The sequence below is a fragment of the Micavibrio aeruginosavorus genome, assembly GCF_051245535.1.
Classification (GTDB): Bacteria; Pseudomonadota; Alphaproteobacteria; order Micavibrionales; family Micavibrionaceae; genus Micavibrio; species Micavibrio aeruginosavorus_D.
Genome location: NZ_CP195303.1, coordinates 1,451,521 through 1,469,007, shown reverse-complemented (window position 1 = coordinate 1,469,007; position 17,487 = coordinate 1,451,521). Strand labels below are relative to the sequence as shown.

The following is a 17,487-nucleotide window of genomic DNA, read 5'->3' as shown; positions in this document are numbered from 1 at the left end:
CTGTTTATGGCCTGTTTTTTTGTGATGCCCCTTTTGTAGCAGGGCGGGCCTTAAAACTTGGTTTCATTGTTATGAAAATTGACGGGATTGTCAAGTTTTTTGGGGTTTTGCGGTGCGAAAGGGCCGGGATTTAGGGGCCCGTCCGCAACGCGCAGATAAAAAACCCCCGGATCAGGCCCCAGCGTTGCACTCGCAACGCGTCCATAAAAAAGCGTTGCACTCGCAATGCGTCCATAAAAAAGCGTTGCACCCGCAACGCGCAAATAAAAAACCCCCGGATCAGGGGGGACACTGATCCGGGGTTCGGGTTCACGGATTGTTTGTAAGTGGGCCACCAACGGGGGAGGAGGAACAGGCCCAAAACAAATCCGTGCGGGGAATTGTTTATGCGTTATTCAGCTTTCGGGGCTTCTTCTGCAGGGGCCGCGTCTTTCGCTGCTTTATCTTTCATTTGCTCGCGTTTTTCCTGCATACGCTCTTGCATTTTGGCTTTGCGTGCATCGTGGGCTTTGCCAATTTCATCCTTGGTCAATTTGCCATCACTGTTGGCATCCATGGTTTTGAATTGTTCGGCGTGTTTGGCCTGAAACTCTTCCAGCGATACGTCGCCGGATTTATCGGTGTCCAGCGCTTCCATCATACGCTCGCCAGCAGGCGGGCGTTTCATCGCATCATTCGCGGCATCGCCAGCAATCTCTTCGGCACGCACAGCAACAGGCACGCTCAACGCGCTGACCAGAACAGTACCCAGAACGTATAATTTGATATTTTTCATTGATCCCACTCCGATTAAAGATCCGACGGTTAAAAACCTTATGTTCCCATTCTCACGGTCGAAAGGGGCAAAAATGGGGCGCAAAATGTGATTTTTGCGCCCCATTTGGTGTATTTTTGTGGTTTTTCTAGAAAGGGTTAGTGTTCTAACCCTTTGACAATGCTTTCCGTCATCGCCTTGGCATCGCCCAGCAGCATCATGGTGTTGTCCTGATAGAACATCGGGTTGTCCACACCGGCGTAACCGGAGCCGAGTGAGCGTTTGACGAACAGCACCGTTTTCGATTTTGCCACGTCCAGAATGGGCATGCCGTAAATCGGGGAGGTCGGGTCGGTTTTGGCCGCCGGGTTGGTGATGTCGTTGGCACCAATGACATAGACAACATCGGTTTGGGCGAAGTCGCGGTTGATGTCTTCCAGTTCGAACACTTCGTCATACGGCACGTTGGCTTCGGCCAGAAGCACGTTCATGTGGCCGGGCATGCGGCCCGCGACGGGGTGGATGGCGTATTTTACGCTGACGCCTTCTTTCTTCAGAATGTCGGCCATTTCGCGCAGGGCGTGCTGGGCCTGGGCCACGGCCATGCCGTATCCCGGAACCACGATGACGCTGGATGCGTTTTTCATGATATAGGCCGCATCATCAGCGGAGCCGATTTTCACCGGGCGATCGCCCGCATCCGCCGCCGGACCACCGGAGGCCGACGCATCATTCCCAAAACCACCCAGCAGGACGTTCAGGAAGGAGCGGTTCATCCCCTTGCACATGATATAGGACAGGATTGCACCCGATGCCCCGACCAACGCGCCGACGATGATCAGCAAATTGTTGTGCAGGGTGAAGCCAATGCCCGCCGCCGCCCAGCCGGAGTAAGAGTTGAGCATCGACACAATCACCGGCATATCCGCACCGCCGATCGGAACGATCATCAGAATGCCCAGCGCCAGCGCGAGGGCAACGATGGCGATGAACCAGATGCCGCTTTGCGTCACACACAGCATGATCAGGAAGAAGAGCAGCAGGCAGCCGAGCAACGCGTTCAGCTTGTGCTGGCCGGGGAAGGTCAGCGGCTTGCCGGAAATCGTGCCCTGCAATTTTCCCCATGCGATGATGGACCCGGTGAACGTCACCGCGCCAATCGCCGTGCCCAGCGCCATTTCAATCAGGCTGTTCAGGCGGATCGCGCCGGATTGGCCGATATTATAAGCCTCCGGGTTTGTAAATGCGGCAGAGGCCACGAACACAGCCGCCAGACCCACCAGCGAGTGGAAGGCCGCCATCAATTGCGGCAACGCGGTCATCTGGATTTTCAGGGCAATGCCCGTCCCGATCGATCCGCCAATGACGATGGCCGGGATAATCCAGAAGTAAGAGACAACGCCGGGCATCATCAACGTGGTCGCCACGGCCAGCGCCATGCCCACCATGCCGTAAACGACACCGCGGCGCGCGCTTTCCGGGCTGGATAATCCGCGCAGCGCCATGATGAAGCAGACGGACGCGATCAGGTAGAAGAGGGGGGCAAGCGATGCCATGTTTATCTATTCCTAAAGATGGTGTTTAGACGATGTCAGCCGCGTCGGACGATAAAGCCCAGTGGGCGCAGTTCAAATAACAGTGACCGTACATTCGCGGTCGGAACCGATGCATCTGCAATCGGGTCGTAAATGGTCCAGCTATCTTTATAAAGCGTGGCGCCATGGCGGTTCAGAATGCCAGAGATGGAGTTGAAGGCATTGCTGAGAGAACTTTTCTTCTCCCACAAGGCATAGCCATTGATGGGGCCGGTATATTCAATGGTGATATCCATCGGTTTGGATGGGTGCGGTTTCATGTTCATTCTTTTTATGCTCCCTTTTTCTTAAACATATGCAGCATGCGCCGCGTGATGATGAAGCCGCCAAAGATATTGACGGAGGCCAGCATGACGGCCAGAAAACCAAGAACCTTTGAAAATGAAAAATCGGACGGGCCGGCGGCGATCAATGCGCCGACGATAATGACCGATGAAATCGCGTTGGTAATACCCATCAACGGGGAGTGCAGAGCGGGCGTCACCTTCCACACCACGTAATAGCCGACGAAGCAGGCCAGAACGAATACGGTCAATCCGGTGATCAGAAACGCATCGCCGCCATGGGCCGCGCCGCTATCCGATATGGTTTGCCCGGCTTGCATGGCCAGTGTGGCGGCTTGATCAGCCAATGACCGGGCGGCGTTGGCCAGATCGACGGCGTTATTGCTCAAATCGGTTTGGGATTCGCTGGTCATTGTGCGGCTGCCTTCTCTGTCGGTTGTTCTTTCGGTGCAGGTTGGGGGCCGCCAAATTGCGGATGGATCAACGCACCGTCACGGGTCAGGGCCACGCCCTTGATAATATCGTCATCCCACGGAATGTCCTTCGCGCCGTCCTTGTTCAACACAAGGCCCAGAAGGTTCAGCAGGTTTTTCGCATACAGCGCCGAGGCGTTGGCGGACAGGCGGCTGGGCACGTTACGGTGGCCAACAATTTTCACGCCGTCGACATCAACCACTTCCCCAACTTTTGACAGTTCGCAGTTTCCGCCTTGCTCGACCGCCAGATCGACAATCACCGATCCGGGTTTCATGGTTTTTACCATGGCGGATGTGACCAGCGTGGGGGCCTTGCGTCCGGGGATCAATGCGGTGGTAATCACAATGTCCTGCTTCGCGATTGTTTCGGCGATCAGGGTCGCTTGTTTCGCTTTGTACGCATCGGACATTTCCTTGGCGTACCCGCCTGCGGTTTCGGCGGCTTTGGATTCTTCATCTTCAACCATCACGAATGACGCGCCGAGGGATTGAACCTGTTCCTTCGTCGCCGCGCGCACGTCGGTGGCGGATACGATGGCGCCCAGACGTTTGGCGGTGGCAATGGCCTGCAATCCGGCAACGCCAACACCCATAATAAAGACGCGGGCCGGGGGCACGGTGCCCGCGGCGGTCATCATCATGGGGAAGGCGCGGTTGAATTGTTCGGTGGCATCCAGAACCGCCTTATATCCGGCCAGGTTGGATTGCGATGACAAAACGTCCATCGCCTGCGCCCGGGTGATGCGGGGCACCAGCTCCATCGAAAACACGTCGATGCCTTGTTTCGCCAATGCGCCAATCAAATCTGCGTTCTGGTACGGGGCCATCATGCACACCAGCAACGCACCTTTTTTGATCTTGGCGGCTTCGTCGGTGGTGGGGGCCTGAACCTTCAGGACGATATCGGCCTGCGCGAAGCCATCGGCCGCGTTATCGATAATCGTCGCGCCCGCGTCTTTATAGAGTGCGTCGGGAATGGACGATTGCGTCCCTGCATCCCGTTCAATGCGAATGCTGCATCCTTGCGCGATCAGTTTTTTGACGGTGTCGGGTGTGGCGGCGACGCGGCGCTCGGCGGGGGCGGTTTCTTTGGGAATAAAGAGTGTCAGACTCACGGTCGTAAGATCCCTTGATAAATCCGGCGCGTAGGCCGGAGGTCTGCTTGAAAAGAATCGATGTTCTGAAAAATCATTATGGTATTTGCTTTTTCATCTGATTCTCGCGCGATCGCCGCGCCGTAAAACCATGGCAGATATGGCGCTTTTTGTGAAGCCTGCGCCCCTGACAATCGGGATTTGTGGGGCGCGTATCGATGGCGCACTGCACGCACGCGGTGCAATTGGCCTGCATCTCGGTCTGCGGCCTTGCCTGTTGCTGCGTTTTTGTTTAGATTCAAGGGGCTATTCTTTGTTCTTATAAAACGAACGCGCTCCTGTATGTCCATGTCATTGAAACTTTTCCCGTCTATCCCCCCGCGGGCCTTTTTGTTGGCGCGCACGGCGGCGTTTGCTGTCCTTGCGGGTGTGTCGGGTTTTGGCTTTGCCGCGGGCGCGCAGGCGGAAACGTTGCAGGATGCAATGGTCTCGGCGCTGAACGCGCACCCCACGGTGCGGGCCGCGATGAAGAGCCAGGATTATTATGCTGAGGAAAAACAGGAACAGCGATCCGGTTTCTATCCTGAACTGAACGCCAATGGCGCGATGGGCCGCATCTATGGCGACAACAGCACCAGCCGCGGCCTGACCGTTGAACGGGGTGCCGGGTATTCATGGCTGTATGAAGGCAGCGTGGCCGTACGCCAGATGATCTGGGATGGATTGGAAACGTCCAATCGTGTTGATGCGGCCGATGCGCGCGTGCGTTCCGCTGGAAGCAATGTCATTGATGTGCGGGAAAATCTGGGTCTGCGCGTTGTGCTGGCCTATCTCGATGTGTTGCGGACCAAAGAGGCCGTAACGATGATTACCGATCATAACAAGTTGATCGCCGATTACCGCACGCGCATTGATTCCATGGTGGAGCAGGGCGCCGCCGATGAATCCATGGCGGTGCAGGCGCATGACATCCAAATCCAACTGGACAGCACGCAAGTCGAAATTGAAGGCGAATTTGCCAAGGCCGTCGCCGAATACCGCGAAGTGGTGGGGCAAGCACCGGCCGATCCGCTGATCCGTCCGGATTTGCCGTCTGATGCCGTTTTGGCGGATGTGGATGCGGCCGTGACCATGGCGTTGCAGGAACATCCGGCCTTGCGCGTGGCCGATGAAACGAAGGAAGCCTTCGCCCGCGATGCGGAGGCCGAGAAGGGGGCGCTCTACCCCGATTTCAGTGGTGAGCTGTCTTACCTGAAAAAAGACCAAGCCGATATTATCGGTGGCGAAGTGGTCGATGCCAAAGCCGTCGTGCGCATGGATTGGACATTCTCCACCGGTGGGGCGGAACTGGCCCGCATTCGTAAGGCCAGCAGCCGTTATGCCGAAAGCCAAGCGCGCCGCGATGAAATCAGCCGCAATATCGAACGCCAGATCCGTACATCGTATGCCGAAATGCAGGCCGCTAAGGATCGTTTGGAGAATGGCCGCGACCGTGTTGGTGTAACCAAAGACCTTCTGACCACCTATGAAAAGCAGTTTGAAGCGGCACGGGTGACGTTGCTGAATCTGTTGCAGGCGGAAAACAACAATTTCAATGCCCGTTTGGGTGTTGTGAATGCCGATTACCGTCATCTGGCCGCGCAATATGCCGTGCTGGCCAATATGGGGGATTTACAAGATGCGATGAGCATCGTATCCGCCCAGAAAGATGACCAGAAAGACGCGCAGGACGAAGCGCACGAAGATGCAAAAGCGGAAACGGGCGCGGCGCATGAATGACGCACCTGTGGATTCGCCAACACAACATCCTGTTATTCCATCGGCGCAATCGGTCGATCCGCTTCTGAATTGTCTGGTTTTTCTGACCGGGCATTTTGGCCATGCCCGCTCGGCCGAAGCTTTGCATGCCGGTATGCCCTATGATGAACGCGGCATGGGCCCGAATTTATTTTGCGAGGCCGCGGGTCGCATTGGCCTGAAAACCAGCATCGTTAAACGCAAAACCGTTACGCATGTTTCGTCCTATGCTTTGCCTGTTGTCTTGGTGATGCAGGGGGGCGGGGCGTGTGTTTTGCTGGCGCTGGATCTGGATCAAAATACGGCGCGCGTGTTCCTGCCCGAAACCGGGGCGGAAAAAGATGTGGCGATTGATGCGCTGGATAAGAATTATGGCGGGTACGTCATCTATATTCACCCCAATGCCGAATTTCAGGACCCGCAGGCCCCGCATTTACAGGACACCGACCGTCATTGGTTCTGGGGTCCGTTCCTGAACAACAGCGCGATTTACGGGCAGGTTGGTCTGGCCGCTGTTATGATCAATATGTTCGCGCTGACCAGCCCGATTTTTATCATGACGGTGTATGACCGTGTTATTCCCAATGCTGCGGTGGAAACCGGATGGGTGTTGGGGATCGGGGCACTGACCATTTTTGGTTTTGATTTCCTGATGCGGACCTTGCGCGGGTACTTCATTGATTTTGCCGGGCGTAAAATTGATGTGGTGGCGGCGCGGCGCATCTATGGGCAATTGCTGGATATGAAACTCTCGGCCCGTCCGCCATCGGGCGGGGCCTTTGCCAACATGTTGCGCGAATTTGATTCCGTGCGCGAATTTATGACATCGGCCACGGTCACCACGTTGGTCGATCTGCCGTTTACCTTGTTGTTTCTGGCGGTCATCTGGGTGCTGGGTGGTCCGATTGCGTTGCTGCTGGGGTCGTTGATTGCCGTGGCGGCGGCTGTGGGCTGGATGGTGCAAATTCCGTTGCAGGCGGCGGTGCGCAAAACCATGTACACGGCGGAAGCCAAACACGGTCTTCTGGTGGAAACCATTCACGGTCTGGAAACCATCAAGGCGATTGGGGCCGATGGTCGTTTGCGTGCCCGTTATGGCGAAATGGCCGCCGATGCGGCGGCGCATGCGCAAACATCGCGTTTTTATTCCGCCATGGGCGTGAACATTGCCACCTTCCTGCAACAAGCGGCCAGCGTGGCGGCGGTGTTGTTGGGCATGTATCTGGTGCGCGATCAATCGATCACCATGGGGGCGTTGATTGCCTGCGTGTTGCTGAGCGGGCGGGCCATTGCCCCGATCGGGCAGATTGCCGGGTTGATGTCGCGGTATCACCAGACGATGCGCGCCCTGAAATCGCTGAACGAATTTATGGCCAATCCGGTGGAACGCCCGCCGCATAAAAATTTCCTGCACCGCCCGGTGCTGAACGGCAAGATCAAGTTTGAAAATGTAACCTTTGCCTATCCGCATACCGACCGCGACATTCTGCGCGATGTCACCTTTACCATTGAGCATGGGGAGAAGGTCGGCATTGTCGGGCGCGTTGGTTCGGGGAAAAGCACCGTGGCGCGGTTGATTACCGGGCTGTATGAACCGAAGGCCGGAACATTATTCGCCGATGATACCGACTACCGCCAGATTGATCCGGCGGATTTGCGCCGGAACATTGCCTATATCGCGCAGGATATTGTTCTGTTCCGTGGGTCGGTGCGTGAAAACATCTCCATCGCCCGTCCGCAGGCGACCGAGGAAGAAATTCTGGCCGCATCCATGGCGTCGGGCGTGCATGAATTCGTATCGCGCCACCCGATGGGCTATGACGCGCCGGTGGGTGAACAGGGAGCGGGTCTGTCCGGTGGGCAACGTCAGGCGATTGCGCTGGCACGTGCCATGCTGCTTAGCCCCGCCATCATGGTGTGCGATGAGCCGACCAACGCGATGGACATGCAGGCCGAAGAGGCTTTCGTGCGTCATATCCGCGGGCAGTCCGAAGGCAAGACATTGATCCTGATTACGCACCGTCAACATTTGCTGGGATTGGTGGACCGTTTGATCGTGATGGATCAGGGGCGCGTTTTGATCGACGGTCCGCGCGAAAAAGTGATTCAGGCGCTGGCCCAGGGGATTTCCGCACCAAAAACTGGAGGGGCGGCATGACCATCCGTGAAACCGATTACATGTCCGAATTGGAAGCTGCGACGCGCATGCGCCCGGCGCGCGCTTCGGCCATTATGCTGTACAGCGTTGTGGGTTTGATCGTCCTGTTCTTCCTGTGGGCCGGGTTTTCCAAGGTCGATATGCTGGTGCGCGGTCAGGGACAGGTGGTCCCGACCAGTGAAATCCAGATTATCCAAAGTCTGGAAGGCGGGATTTTGCAGGAATTGCTGGTTCACGAAGGTGACCGCGTGACCAAGGATCAGGTTTTGATGCGCCTGTCCGACGTTTTTTATTCATCCGAACAGGGCGGTGCCCGGGCGCAAAGCTTGACCTTGCGTGCCAAGCGCGCGCGATTGGAAGCGGAATCGACGGGCAAGCCGCTGGTTATTCCTGACGATATCCCGAAAGATGCAATGCCGATCGCCATGAACGAGAAGGCATTGTATGAATCGCGCCAACGCGAACTGGCCAATGCGACATCGATCACCAAAGACAAGATCGAAAAGGCCGTCGCTGAAATCGCTGAAACCAGAGCGCAGATTAACCGTTTAAGTTCCAGCGCCGGATTGTTGAATCAGGAACTGGTTATCACGCGCAAGATGGTCGAGCAAAAAGCCGTTCCGAAATTGGAACAAATCCGGTTGGAGCGCGAACTGAATGATGTTCAGGGGCAGTTAAATGCCAACCGTCAAAAAATAACCGGTCTGGAAGCGCAATTGAGCGCGGCAAAGAAAGAAGCCGAAGATCAGCAGGATCGTTTCCGGTCGCAAGCTTTAAGCGAAATGAACGCCGTTGAAACCGAAATTTCAAAGTTGCAGGAAAGCCTTAAATCTCTCGGCGATCGTGTATCGCGCGCGGAAATCAAATCGCCGGTCGATGGGGTGGTGAACAATATTGCCATTAAAACCATTGGCGGTGTTATTCAACCGGCCCAGCAATTGGTGGAAATCGTTCCGGCGGAACCGGAATTGAAAATCACCGCGCGCGTATCTCCAAACGATATCGCCTTCCTCGACATTGGTCAGGATGTAAAGGTCAAGATCAGCGCCTATAACGCGCAGCGTTATGGCAGCCTCCAGGGTAAACTGGTTCGCATCGGTGCCAACAGCATCGCCGATGAAGAGGGCAAGACGTTTTTCGAAGTAGAAGTTTTGACCGATAAAAATTATCTGGGAACCGCCGAAAATCCGTTGCCGATTACGCCGGGTATGGTTGCGATGATCGAAGTTGTGACGGGACGTCGCACCATTCTTGAGTATTTAGCCAAGCCGCTTTTAATGGCGAAGGATAAAGCCTTTACAGAGATTTAAACGCTGATGATGCGTCTTGCCATCAATCGCTGGTTCCATTTGTGCCTGCTGCTGGTTCTGGTGGCGGTGGCCGTGGGTATGAGCTTTTCCAACGCCCGCTGGCGGCAGGAAATTCGCCATTTCACCTTTGATTATTACAACATCCTGAAACCGCGCGATCCCGGCAATAACGTTGTTATTGTCGATATTGACGAAGCGTCCATGGCGCGGCCCGAATTGGGGCAATGGCCGTGGCCGCGCGATGTGCTGGCGCAATTGGTTGAAAAGCTGAACGAACAGGGCGCACTGGTCATCGCGTTCGATACCGTCTTCCCCGAACATGACCGGGTCAGCCCGCAGCGTCTTCTGCCCTACATCCCGGCGGAGGATGGTGCGGTTGATTTGCGGGCGGCGATTGAAAAATTGCCCGATAATGACACGGTGTTTGGTGATGCGATTGCCAAGGCCGGGAATGTTATTACCGGATTTTCATTCGTCACCGAAGAAACCGGCAACCGCCCGATGCAAAAGGCGTTTTTCAGCCAGAAGAATGCGCAGCGTTATGTACGCATCATGAACAATGCCACGGTCAACCTGCCGGTGATCAGCAAGGGTGCCTATGGCGAAGGCAGTTTCTTCGTCACGGCAGATACAGACGGCGTTATCCGCCGCGTGCCGATGGTTGTGGCGATGCAGGACAAGGGAAAAGATGGCGGGGATATTTCCTTCTTCTACCCATCTCTGTCGCTTGAGGTTGTGCGGTATCTGCTGGGTGAAAAGGCGCTGTCGATTGAGCTGGCGGATGAGCGGTTTGCGGAACTGGATTCCAGCCGTTTCGGGGTGGAAGGGTTACGTTTCCTGAAAAACAAAGTGCTGATCCCGACGGATGCGCAAGGCAACTTCCTCGCGTATTTCGCGAAGTCGCGGGATGATTGGTATGTGTCGGCGGCCAGCATTCTGGACGGCACCGTCGACCCGTCTTTGATCCGCAGCAAGATCGTTTTGATTGGGACCAGCGCCATCGGGTTGAAAGATATCCGGGCCACGCCGCTGGATGTGTTCCGCCCGGGGGTTGAGGTTCACCTGAATATTATCGACCAGATCCTGCAGGAAAAATTCCTGCACCGCTCGATTGAGGTTGAGGGGTTGGAGGCGGTTTCCATTCTGATCGCTGGTCTTTTGATCGTCGGGCTGGCGCCCTTCGTTGGTGCGTTTGGTCAGGCGTTGATTGTGACGCTGCTGATTGGTGGTGGCATTTATGGTGGGTGGTATGCTTTCCTGAACCATGGTCAGTTGATCGATGTGTTCTATCCGTCGCTGGCCTTGGGCGTGATTTTTATGGCGTCGGCCTTGCTGGCCTATATCCGGATGGAGGCTGACCGCCGCCAGATTCGTCAGGCGTTCGGTTTGTATATATCGCCTGATTATATGAAGGAACTGACCAGCGATCCGGACAAGTTGCGTCTGGGGGGTGAGGTGCGTGAACTGTCTATCATGTTCACCGACATTCGCGGGTTTACGGGCATATCGGAACGGTTGAGCCCGGAAGAATTGATTCAGCTGATGAATGATTTCCTGACGCCCATGTCATCGTTGGTCATGGAAAACCGTGGGACCATCGACAAATATATGGGCGATGCGATGATGGCGTTCTGGAACGCGCCGCTGGATGATCCGGACCATGCGCGCCGCGCCTGCCTGACGGCGTTGCAGATGAATGATGCGCTGGCCCCGATCAATGCCGCCCTGATGGAACGGGCCGCGCAAAATGGGCAAAAACCGTTGGTTTTGAGCGCCGGGATCGGTGTGAATACGGGCATGACGTCCGTGGGGAATATGGGGTCGAAGCAACGTTTCGCGTATTCCGCCCTTGGGGATTCGGTCAATCTGGCCTCGCGGCTGGAAGGGCAGACCAAGGCCTATGGTGTGCAAATTCTGGTGTCAGAACGCACGAAAAAGGCCGCGGGTCCGTTGGCTTTTGTTGAGCTGGACCTGCTGCGCGTGAAGGGGAAAAACGAACCGGTGCGCATTTTCACGCTGGTCGGCGACGAGGCCTATGCCACCACGCCGGACTTTGCGACATGGCTGGCCGCACATCAAACCATGCTGGATTTGTACCGGGCCGGAGACTTCGACGGGGCGGAGCAGGCGTTGGGTCATGCGCAATCCGCTTCAAAGGCACGGTTGGATGGGTATTACGATATGTTCCTGTCCCGCATCCGCACCTTAAAAAACAACCGCCCCAACGATGGTTGGGACGGCGTTTTTGAAGCGACGTCGAAATAAGGATTAAACGGTTACCGCCACGTTTGTATCAACATACAATTGATACCCACCCATTTCGAACACGTTGTAATCCGTTCCGCTCACATTTGACGTTCCTGTTTGCGTAAATCCGGCATTGGTCAGTGATTCAACCGTTCCGCCTTCATACAGTTGCAGGTTTCCGCTCAACGCGCCTTCAGTGTTGATATAAAGCTGGTTGTCGGCCGATTGTTGCAGCAGTTTGAAAATATCGGCCATATCCATTCTTAATGTGGTCGATGCCTGCATCATCGTGATTTGTTCAACGTTGACCAGGCTGTTTGAACTGGTTGATCCATCGGCACCGCTGAGGTCAATCAGGCCCGAACCGTTCAATTTAACCTGATCGTATCCGGCGCCACCATCAACATGACGGGTGTTGGTGGAGAACAGGGTAATCACATCATTCCCCGCACCGCCATTGATGGATACGTTCGAGAAGGCACCGCCATCGGACAGCGTATCGGCGGCGTATGTCCCAACAACGGCTTGACGGCTTGACCCGCGGCCGTGGCGCTGGCGCTTGTGCCGGTGACCAGAGTCTGGCCGCTGGAGGTCAGGCCCCCGTCGGATTGACCGTACATCAGGTACAGGCCGCCATCGCCGCCATCTCCATTCGGTGTGCCAATGGCGAAATCGTCATACCCATCGCCGTTCAAATCGCCGAGGGCGGAAATTTCAACCTCGAACGGATCAGTGTTGGGGTTGGCAAGGCCCAAATCCGGATCGGTCAGATCAATACGAATTTGTTCGTATTTATGCTTTTCCAGCGTCAGATTGTCCAGGTCGATGGACCCGGCAATACCGGATTGGCCATAGATCACGTAAATATCCATCGTCGAATCGGTGCGTACCGCAACGGCCATATCTTCACGGCCATCGCCGTTATAATCGCCGACGCTGCCACCGCTTTCAATTTTTGAGTTGGCGTCGCTGGCGGTGATTCTCAGGTCTGAAACAGCGCTGATCGTTGCTGTGCCGCCAGGCGCAAATGAATGCGCTTCGCCAAACACAACGTGAATTGTGTCGGTTCCGCTTTCATAAATGGCGAAATCATTTTTGTACCCACCATTCATGTCGCCCAGATTGAGCAAGCCCAATCCGCCATCCGCACCGGTTTGCAGACCGGTGATTTTAAACGGGCTGGCCGTGTTGACTGTATTGCCGCCGTTATAAATCCATACTTCGCCGTTCACCGCCCCGGCTGTTTTCGGTACGGTGATGGCAAAATCGTCAAATCCATCCTGATTCAAATCACCCAGGCTGGCGGCTTCGCGGCCCAAATTACTGTTGGTGGATGGGCCGTTGATGACATAGTCCGGTGTGGCCGTTAAAATATTGCTGAAATCACTGCCACCCAGATAAATGCCGGCCTTGCCATAGACGGATGAACTGGGGGATGTGATCATGACATCGGCAAAACCGTCGCCGTTAATATCACCAAGGCCAATCGCTTCGTGACCAAAGTGGCTGACGCCGGATGATCCGTCGATGCCGGAAATGGTGCCATCGCCACCGATCAAGACGGCGCGGCCTTCACCGCTGGCCGTGTTGCGTCCACCGACGACGAAGTCCATTTTCCCATCGCCGTCAACGTCGCCAACACCGTTAATGGATAATCCTTCGGTGTTGTCGAAGCCCAGCGTGGCCAGACTATATTGCGCGATGTTTCCGCTGTTATCATCCAGGAACAAAGTGTTGTCGCTGGCGAAAATGTAATTCGCGGTGCCATTGCCATCCGTATCGCCAACGGCGGCCACGGCATTGGCGTGGTGCGACCCGGTGGCGATGGACGGAATAAAGCGCCCATCCGCAGTCGAGGCATCATGAATATCGTTCAGGCTGATATCGGCGGCATCCAGAACGGTTGCATTGTTTCCGGATGTGGCGGTCCGTCCCGTGGAGGGTTCGGTGACTGTCACACTCAGGCTCAGGCTCTGGTTCGCCAGAACGGCCAGCGCTCCGGCCGGGGTCAGCACGATATTGGCCGAATCCGGTCCCGTGGACACCAGTTGGAATAACGGATTCCCGCCACTCATCGGCGATGTCAGGACGAAGCTCAGTGTTTCGGTGTAGGCCACTGTGGTGGAGACTGTTCCAACAACAAGGCCGGACAGGCTGACGTCGCTCAGATTGCTCAGCAGGTTGACGTTCAGGTCCAGTACGGGTGGCGTTGGCGGCGTGACGGTTCCACCGCCACTGCCTGTGCTGGTGTCTGTTCCCGTGCTGGGCAGAACGGACGGATCAGTCGGTGTATTCGTATCCGTCGGGCGTGTTGTGATGGGGGCAGGGGCTGTATTCCCTGTTGTCGATCCCAAGGTGCTGCCATCAGTGCTGAGGGTTGAACTTGCCGTGTTGGTCGTTGATCCAACAACGTTGGAAAGGGTGGTGCCCGTCTCTGCGGCACGGTCGAAGCCGCTGTCCAACCCACCGGTCATGGTGTCATCACCGACCAAGGCCATATCCGTTGTGGGTGCGAGATCCAGTGCGCCATCCTGTTGTGTTGCTGGGTCTGTGGTCGGGGCGGTTTCCGCCGGGGCACTTTCCTGTGCGGCACCGGACTCTTCGCCTTCGGGCACTGTCGTTTCGGATGCGTCCGGCGCAGCCTCATCGGTCGCACTGTCCGCCGCCGGTGCATCGTCGGCACCAAAGGCGCTGAACAACGTGCCGGATACGGATTTCACGGAACCGTAATCATCGGTCACGCGGCTGGCGTCCAATGTGCCTTGATAGGTCGGCTCGCTGTCCTGTCCCGTCAATGTGACGGTTTCAAATTGTTCAGCCAGCGTCCGTTCGCCCGCTTCGGTACGAACGACGATGGCGCCCTCGACCACGGTGATCTGGCTCTGGCCGCTTGGGTCAATGTCACCCATGATGGTCGTGCCACGAATACCGATGGAGCCGACGGGTGTATCAATCGTCACGTCATCCGGGTCTTCGCGACCGATCAAGCCGGATGTGAACACGAACACGCCCTTCAGAACCGAGAAATCGGTTTTGCCTGATCCACTGGCCGGGTCGAACACATATTCATCAATCGCCAGCTTGGCATTTTCGGAAACGGCGAAACTGGTTTCATCGACGAAGGTGATATTGACGGCACCATTGCCCTGCGTTTCAATCACGTCACCCTGAAACACTTTCGTGCCCAGCGTGATGGTTTCCGTTGTGCCATCGGCGCGCGTGACCGTTGCGCCACCATTTAATTCGGTAATTTCACCCACCGGGCTGACGTCATCGACGGAGCCCATTTGCGCGTACTGGCCGGCGTTTTCACTGTGGACAAAGGATTGAACCATCGCGGGGCTGAGGATGGCACCATTCGGGCTGCTCAACACTGGGGCGGTGTCGGCAATGAAATAATTTTCGATTGTGATGGTTTGGCCATTGTCGTTGTGCAGGACCAAGTCTTGCCCATCGCGTATCATGGTGGCATCGGTGATAAAACTGGAATCCGGCAGATCGATTTTCGTCTGTCCGTTGGCGTCGATCGTTTTCACCGGTCCCTGATCGGAACTGGAAACGCCCTCGACACTGCCATCAACATTCCGTGCCATCTTTTAAACCCCTTTGATATTCCCCAAATTCACCCGCGAAATCCCCATTGTGATCCGCGATGCACACGATGCGGACCGGTGCATACACCTGTGCCGCATTCTCCCATTATCCCGGACATTGTTTAATTTCGTGTAATTATTGTCCGGCATTTTATTGAAATTTTTGAAGGGCTTGAGGCGGATATAGATAAAATTTTATGGATTAAAAAATCCGCAGAAAACCTGCGGATTTTGCTGAAAATTCATGCGGGTAGGGCGGGTTTTACGCGCGCAGTTTCATAGGCTGATAATTGCGCAGGAATTCGATGACGTCTTTTTCCGGCATCGGTTTCGCAAAATAATACCCCTGCACCTTGTCACAGCCCATATCCTGAAGCAGGCGGGCTTCTTCAACTGTTTCAACGCCTTCGGCAATAATCGACATTTTCATGTTTTTGCCCAGCCCGACGATGGATTTAACCAGTTCCAGACTTTTTTCATCGCGCTGCATCGCGCGAACGAAGCTTTGGTCCACTTTCAACGTATCAATCGGGAAGTAGTAGAGATAGCTGAGCGAGGAATAGCCCGTGCCGAAATCGTCGATGGCGATGCCCATGCCGGCATCCTTACACATCTGCAACATCGCCTTGGCGTTGTCCGGTTGCTGGATCAGCAGGCGCTCAGTGATTTCCAAACGGACCTGCGTCGGCAAAACATCGCTTTCGCTGATGATATTGTAGAGGTGGTCAATAAAATTCTCCGACGCGAAATCGGTCGAGGAAAAGTTGACGCTCATATACATTTCACGGTCGGCACCCACGCGGGCCTCAATACGGCGCAGGGCGCGGCATGATTCACCCAGCGCCCAGCGGCTGGCCTCAACGATCAATCCATTCTTTTCCGCGATGGGAATAAACACGCCGGGGGAGATAAATCCCTTTTCCGGATGGACCCAACGCATCAAGGCCTCGAACCCGACAACATTCCCGCGCGTCAGATCAATGATCGGTTGATAGTGCAGGGACAGTTCGCCGTTTTCCAGCGCGGTTTGAAATTCGTTTGCGATTTTTATGGATTCAACAACATCGGCTTTTTCCGCCAGATCCTGTTCCAGCATTTCCGGTGGCGGGAATGAATCGCTGTCGTGTAAAATATCTGCGCGTGTCAGCGTGTCGCGATAGCGGGTCAGGATCACCTGCATAATCATTTGCATGACCGGGTCGGTGCCGGTCAGGCGGCTGGTGAAATCATCCATCGTGATTTCCAGCATCTTGCATGGTTTCAATGCGCGCACCGTGGCGGTGCGTGGGGCGCTGTCAACAATGGCCATTTCGCCGATCAATGCGCCGGGGCCGCGTGTGCCCACGTGCTGAACGCGGCCATCGGGTTTTTCGATCAGAATTTCGACGGTGCCGTCTTCGATGATATAGGCGCAATCGCCCGCATCACCCTGGCGCATGATGGTTTCGCCGGTGTCAAAGCTGCGTTTAGAGTGGCTGGCGCCGTTTGAATCGGATTTTGTCAAAGTCGAAGTCCGCAGTTTTTGAAATGATGATCGCAACAGAGTATTCGGGAATTTCCCCACACCATAATGGAGCAGGTCGGTGAATGGATGGTTAACAAAACGGGTGCAATCGTACGAAATCAATCCTTTGCTGGACGGCATCGCAGATTGCTTCCATAATCATCAGAAGGGGACGTATGTATGATGTCGTGGATGATCCTTTTACCGTTGCTCTATATCACCTTCCGGGCCAAGCAATTTGCCGGGGACTTCTTGTTACAAACGGACTGGATCGCCATGAACAAGGGCGCGCCGGGATTGGCCGGATATACGGCTCTGGCCCTGCATGCGCTGATTCATGGGGCCATGACATTTTTGATAATGCTGGTCTTCGCGCCGGGCCTGTGGTGGCTGGGGTTGGTGGATTGTGTGGTCCACGGGGCCATTGACCGGACCAAGGGCGTTATCAGCCGGCGCTATGGCTGGGGACCGACGGACCGCTGGTTCTGGTGGTCCTTTGGTCTGGATCAGGAGGCCCATAACCTGACCCATTTCACTTATATCATGCTGGTTTTGCTGCTGTCGGCGACCTGAGTGAATCTAACGCATTGAAAAATATGCTTTTTCTTTCTCAAGAAATGGGGGAAGGAACGCTTGACAGGGGCGCAGGCGATGGCTATTGTGCGGCCTCTGTAA

Annotated in this window: 13 protein-coding genes; 5 read left to right on the top strand and 8 right to left on the bottom strand. The window is 55.5% G+C overall.

What is annotated here, in order from left to right; genetic code table 11:
• Positions 1-391 precede the first annotated feature (391 nt).
• The 5 genes from ACSC94_RS07130 to ACSC94_RS07110 all read right to left on the bottom strand — a co-directional run bounded on the left by ACSC94_RS07130 (position 392) and on the right by ACSC94_RS07110 (position 4,218).
• Positions 392-775: a hypothetical protein gene (locus ACSC94_RS07130; RefSeq protein ID WP_435640154.1), complete on the bottom strand. Its 384-nt coding sequence runs from the start codon at positions 773-775 to the stop codon at positions 392-394.
• Positions 776-912: 137 nt separating this feature from the next.
• Positions 913-2,310 carry an NAD(P)(+) transhydrogenase (Re/Si-specific) subunit beta gene (locus tag ACSC94_RS07125; RefSeq protein ID WP_435640153.1) on the bottom strand — a complete coding sequence of 466 codons (1,398 nt, stop codon included), beginning with the start codon at positions 2,308-2,310 and terminating at the stop codon, positions 913-915.
• A gap of 35 nt (positions 2,311-2,345) precedes the next feature.
• Positions 2,346-2,615: a hypothetical protein gene (locus ACSC94_RS07120; RefSeq protein WP_435640152.1), complete on the bottom strand. Its 270-nt coding sequence runs from the start codon at positions 2,613-2,615 to the stop codon at positions 2,346-2,348.
• 5 nt (positions 2,616-2,620) lie between these two features.
• A complete protein-coding gene (locus ACSC94_RS07115; RefSeq protein ID WP_435640151.1) occupies positions 2,621-3,046 on the bottom strand; it encodes an NAD(P) transhydrogenase subunit alpha in 426 nt (141 codons plus the stop codon).
• A complete protein-coding gene (locus tag ACSC94_RS07110) occupies positions 3,043-4,218 on the bottom strand; it encodes a Re/Si-specific NAD(P)(+) transhydrogenase subunit alpha (protein ID WP_435642159.1) in 1,176 nt (391 codons plus the stop codon). Before ACSC94_RS07110 ends, ACSC94_RS07115 begins: the two co-directional genes overlap by 4 nt.
• Before the next feature lie 378 nt (positions 4,219-4,596).
• Between ACSC94_RS07110 and ACSC94_RS07105 the strand changes: the two genes are divergently transcribed.
• Genes ACSC94_RS07105 through ACSC94_RS07090 form a run of 4 tightly spaced genes read left to right on the top strand, consistent with a single transcriptional unit; the run spans position 4,597 to position 11,733 of the window.
• On the top strand, positions 4,597-5,982 hold the full coding sequence (locus ACSC94_RS07105; RefSeq protein ID WP_435640150.1) for a TolC family protein: 1,386 nt from the start codon (positions 4,597-4,599) through the stop codon (positions 5,980-5,982).
• Positions 5,975-8,158 carry a type I secretion system permease/ATPase gene (locus tag ACSC94_RS07100; protein ID WP_435640149.1) on the top strand — a complete coding sequence of 728 codons (2,184 nt, stop codon included), beginning with the start codon at positions 5,975-5,977 and terminating at the stop codon, positions 8,156-8,158. Before ACSC94_RS07105 ends, ACSC94_RS07100 begins: the two co-directional genes overlap by 8 nt.
• Positions 8,155-9,468, top strand: coding sequence for an HlyD family type I secretion periplasmic adaptor subunit (locus tag ACSC94_RS07095; protein ID WP_435640148.1), 1,314 nt, complete (start codon positions 8,155-8,157; stop codon positions 9,466-9,468). The genes ACSC94_RS07100 and ACSC94_RS07095 overlap by 4 nt, the downstream gene beginning before the upstream one ends.
• Before the next feature lie 6 nt (positions 9,469-9,474).
• Positions 9,475-11,733 carry a CHASE2 domain-containing protein gene (locus ACSC94_RS07090; RefSeq protein WP_435640147.1) on the top strand — a complete coding sequence of 753 codons (2,259 nt, stop codon included), beginning with the start codon at positions 9,475-9,477 and terminating at the stop codon, positions 11,731-11,733.
• Between the two features lie 3 nt (positions 11,734-11,736).
• Here the strand turns inward: ACSC94_RS07090 and ACSC94_RS07085 are convergent, their stop codons facing one another.
• The 3 genes from ACSC94_RS07085 to ACSC94_RS07075 form a co-directional block, all read right to left on the bottom strand.
• The gene (locus ACSC94_RS07085) at positions 11,737-12,153 is read right to left on the bottom strand and encodes a hypothetical protein (RefSeq protein WP_435640146.1); all 417 of its coding nucleotides are present in this window, start codon (positions 12,151-12,153) and stop codon (positions 11,737-11,739) included.
• Positions 12,150-15,308 carry an FG-GAP-like repeat-containing protein gene (locus ACSC94_RS07080; RefSeq protein ID WP_435640145.1) on the bottom strand — a complete coding sequence of 1,053 codons (3,159 nt, stop codon included), beginning with the start codon at positions 15,306-15,308 and terminating at the stop codon, positions 12,150-12,152. The genes ACSC94_RS07085 and ACSC94_RS07080 overlap by 4 nt, the downstream gene beginning before the upstream one ends.
• A 262-nt stretch (positions 15,309-15,570) precedes the next feature.
• Positions 15,571-16,812 carry an EAL domain-containing protein gene (locus ACSC94_RS07075; RefSeq protein ID WP_435640144.1) on the bottom strand — a complete coding sequence of 414 codons (1,242 nt, stop codon included), beginning with the start codon at positions 16,810-16,812 and terminating at the stop codon, positions 15,571-15,573.
• 180 nt (positions 16,813-16,992) lie between these two features.
• Between ACSC94_RS07075 and ACSC94_RS07070 the strand changes: the two genes are divergently transcribed.
• Positions 16,993-17,385 carry a DUF3307 domain-containing protein gene (locus ACSC94_RS07070; protein ID WP_435640143.1) on the top strand — a complete coding sequence of 131 codons (393 nt, stop codon included), beginning with the start codon at positions 16,993-16,995 and terminating at the stop codon, positions 17,383-17,385.
• The last annotated feature ends 102 nt before the right edge of the window (positions 17,386-17,487 follow it).

Bases quoted from the DNA above. Each gene is read 5' to 3' on its own strand.
- ACSC94_RS07130 (WP_435640154.1), bottom strand. From the start codon at position 775: ATGAAAAATATCAAATTATACGTTCTGGGTACTGTTCTGGTCAGCGCG.
- ACSC94_RS07125 (WP_435640153.1), bottom strand. From the start codon at position 2,310: ATGGCATCGCTTGCCCCCCTCTTCTACCTGATCGCGTCCGTCTGCTTC.
- ACSC94_RS07120 (WP_435640152.1), bottom strand. From the start codon at position 2,615: ATGAACATGAAACCGCACCCATCCAAACCGATGGATATCACCATTGAA.
- ACSC94_RS07115 (WP_435640151.1), bottom strand. From the start codon at position 3,046: ATGACCAGCGAATCCCAAACCGATTTGAGCAATAACGCCGTCGATCTG.
- ACSC94_RS07100 (WP_435640149.1), top strand. From the start codon at position 5,975: ATGAATGACGCACCTGTGGATTCGCCAACACAACATCCTGTTATTCCA.
- ACSC94_RS07095 (WP_435640148.1), top strand. From the start codon at position 8,155: ATGACCATCCGTGAAACCGATTACATGTCCGAATTGGAAGCTGCGACG.
- ACSC94_RS07090 (WP_435640147.1), top strand. From the start codon at position 9,475: ATGATGCGTCTTGCCATCAATCGCTGGTTCCATTTGTGCCTGCTGCTG.
- ACSC94_RS07080 (WP_435640145.1), bottom strand. From the start codon at position 15,308: ATGGCACGGAATGTTGATGGCAGTGTCGAGGGCGTTTCCAGTTCCGAT.
- ACSC94_RS07070 (WP_435640143.1), top strand. From the start codon at position 16,993: ATGATGTCGTGGATGATCCTTTTACCGTTGCTCTATATCACCTTCCGG.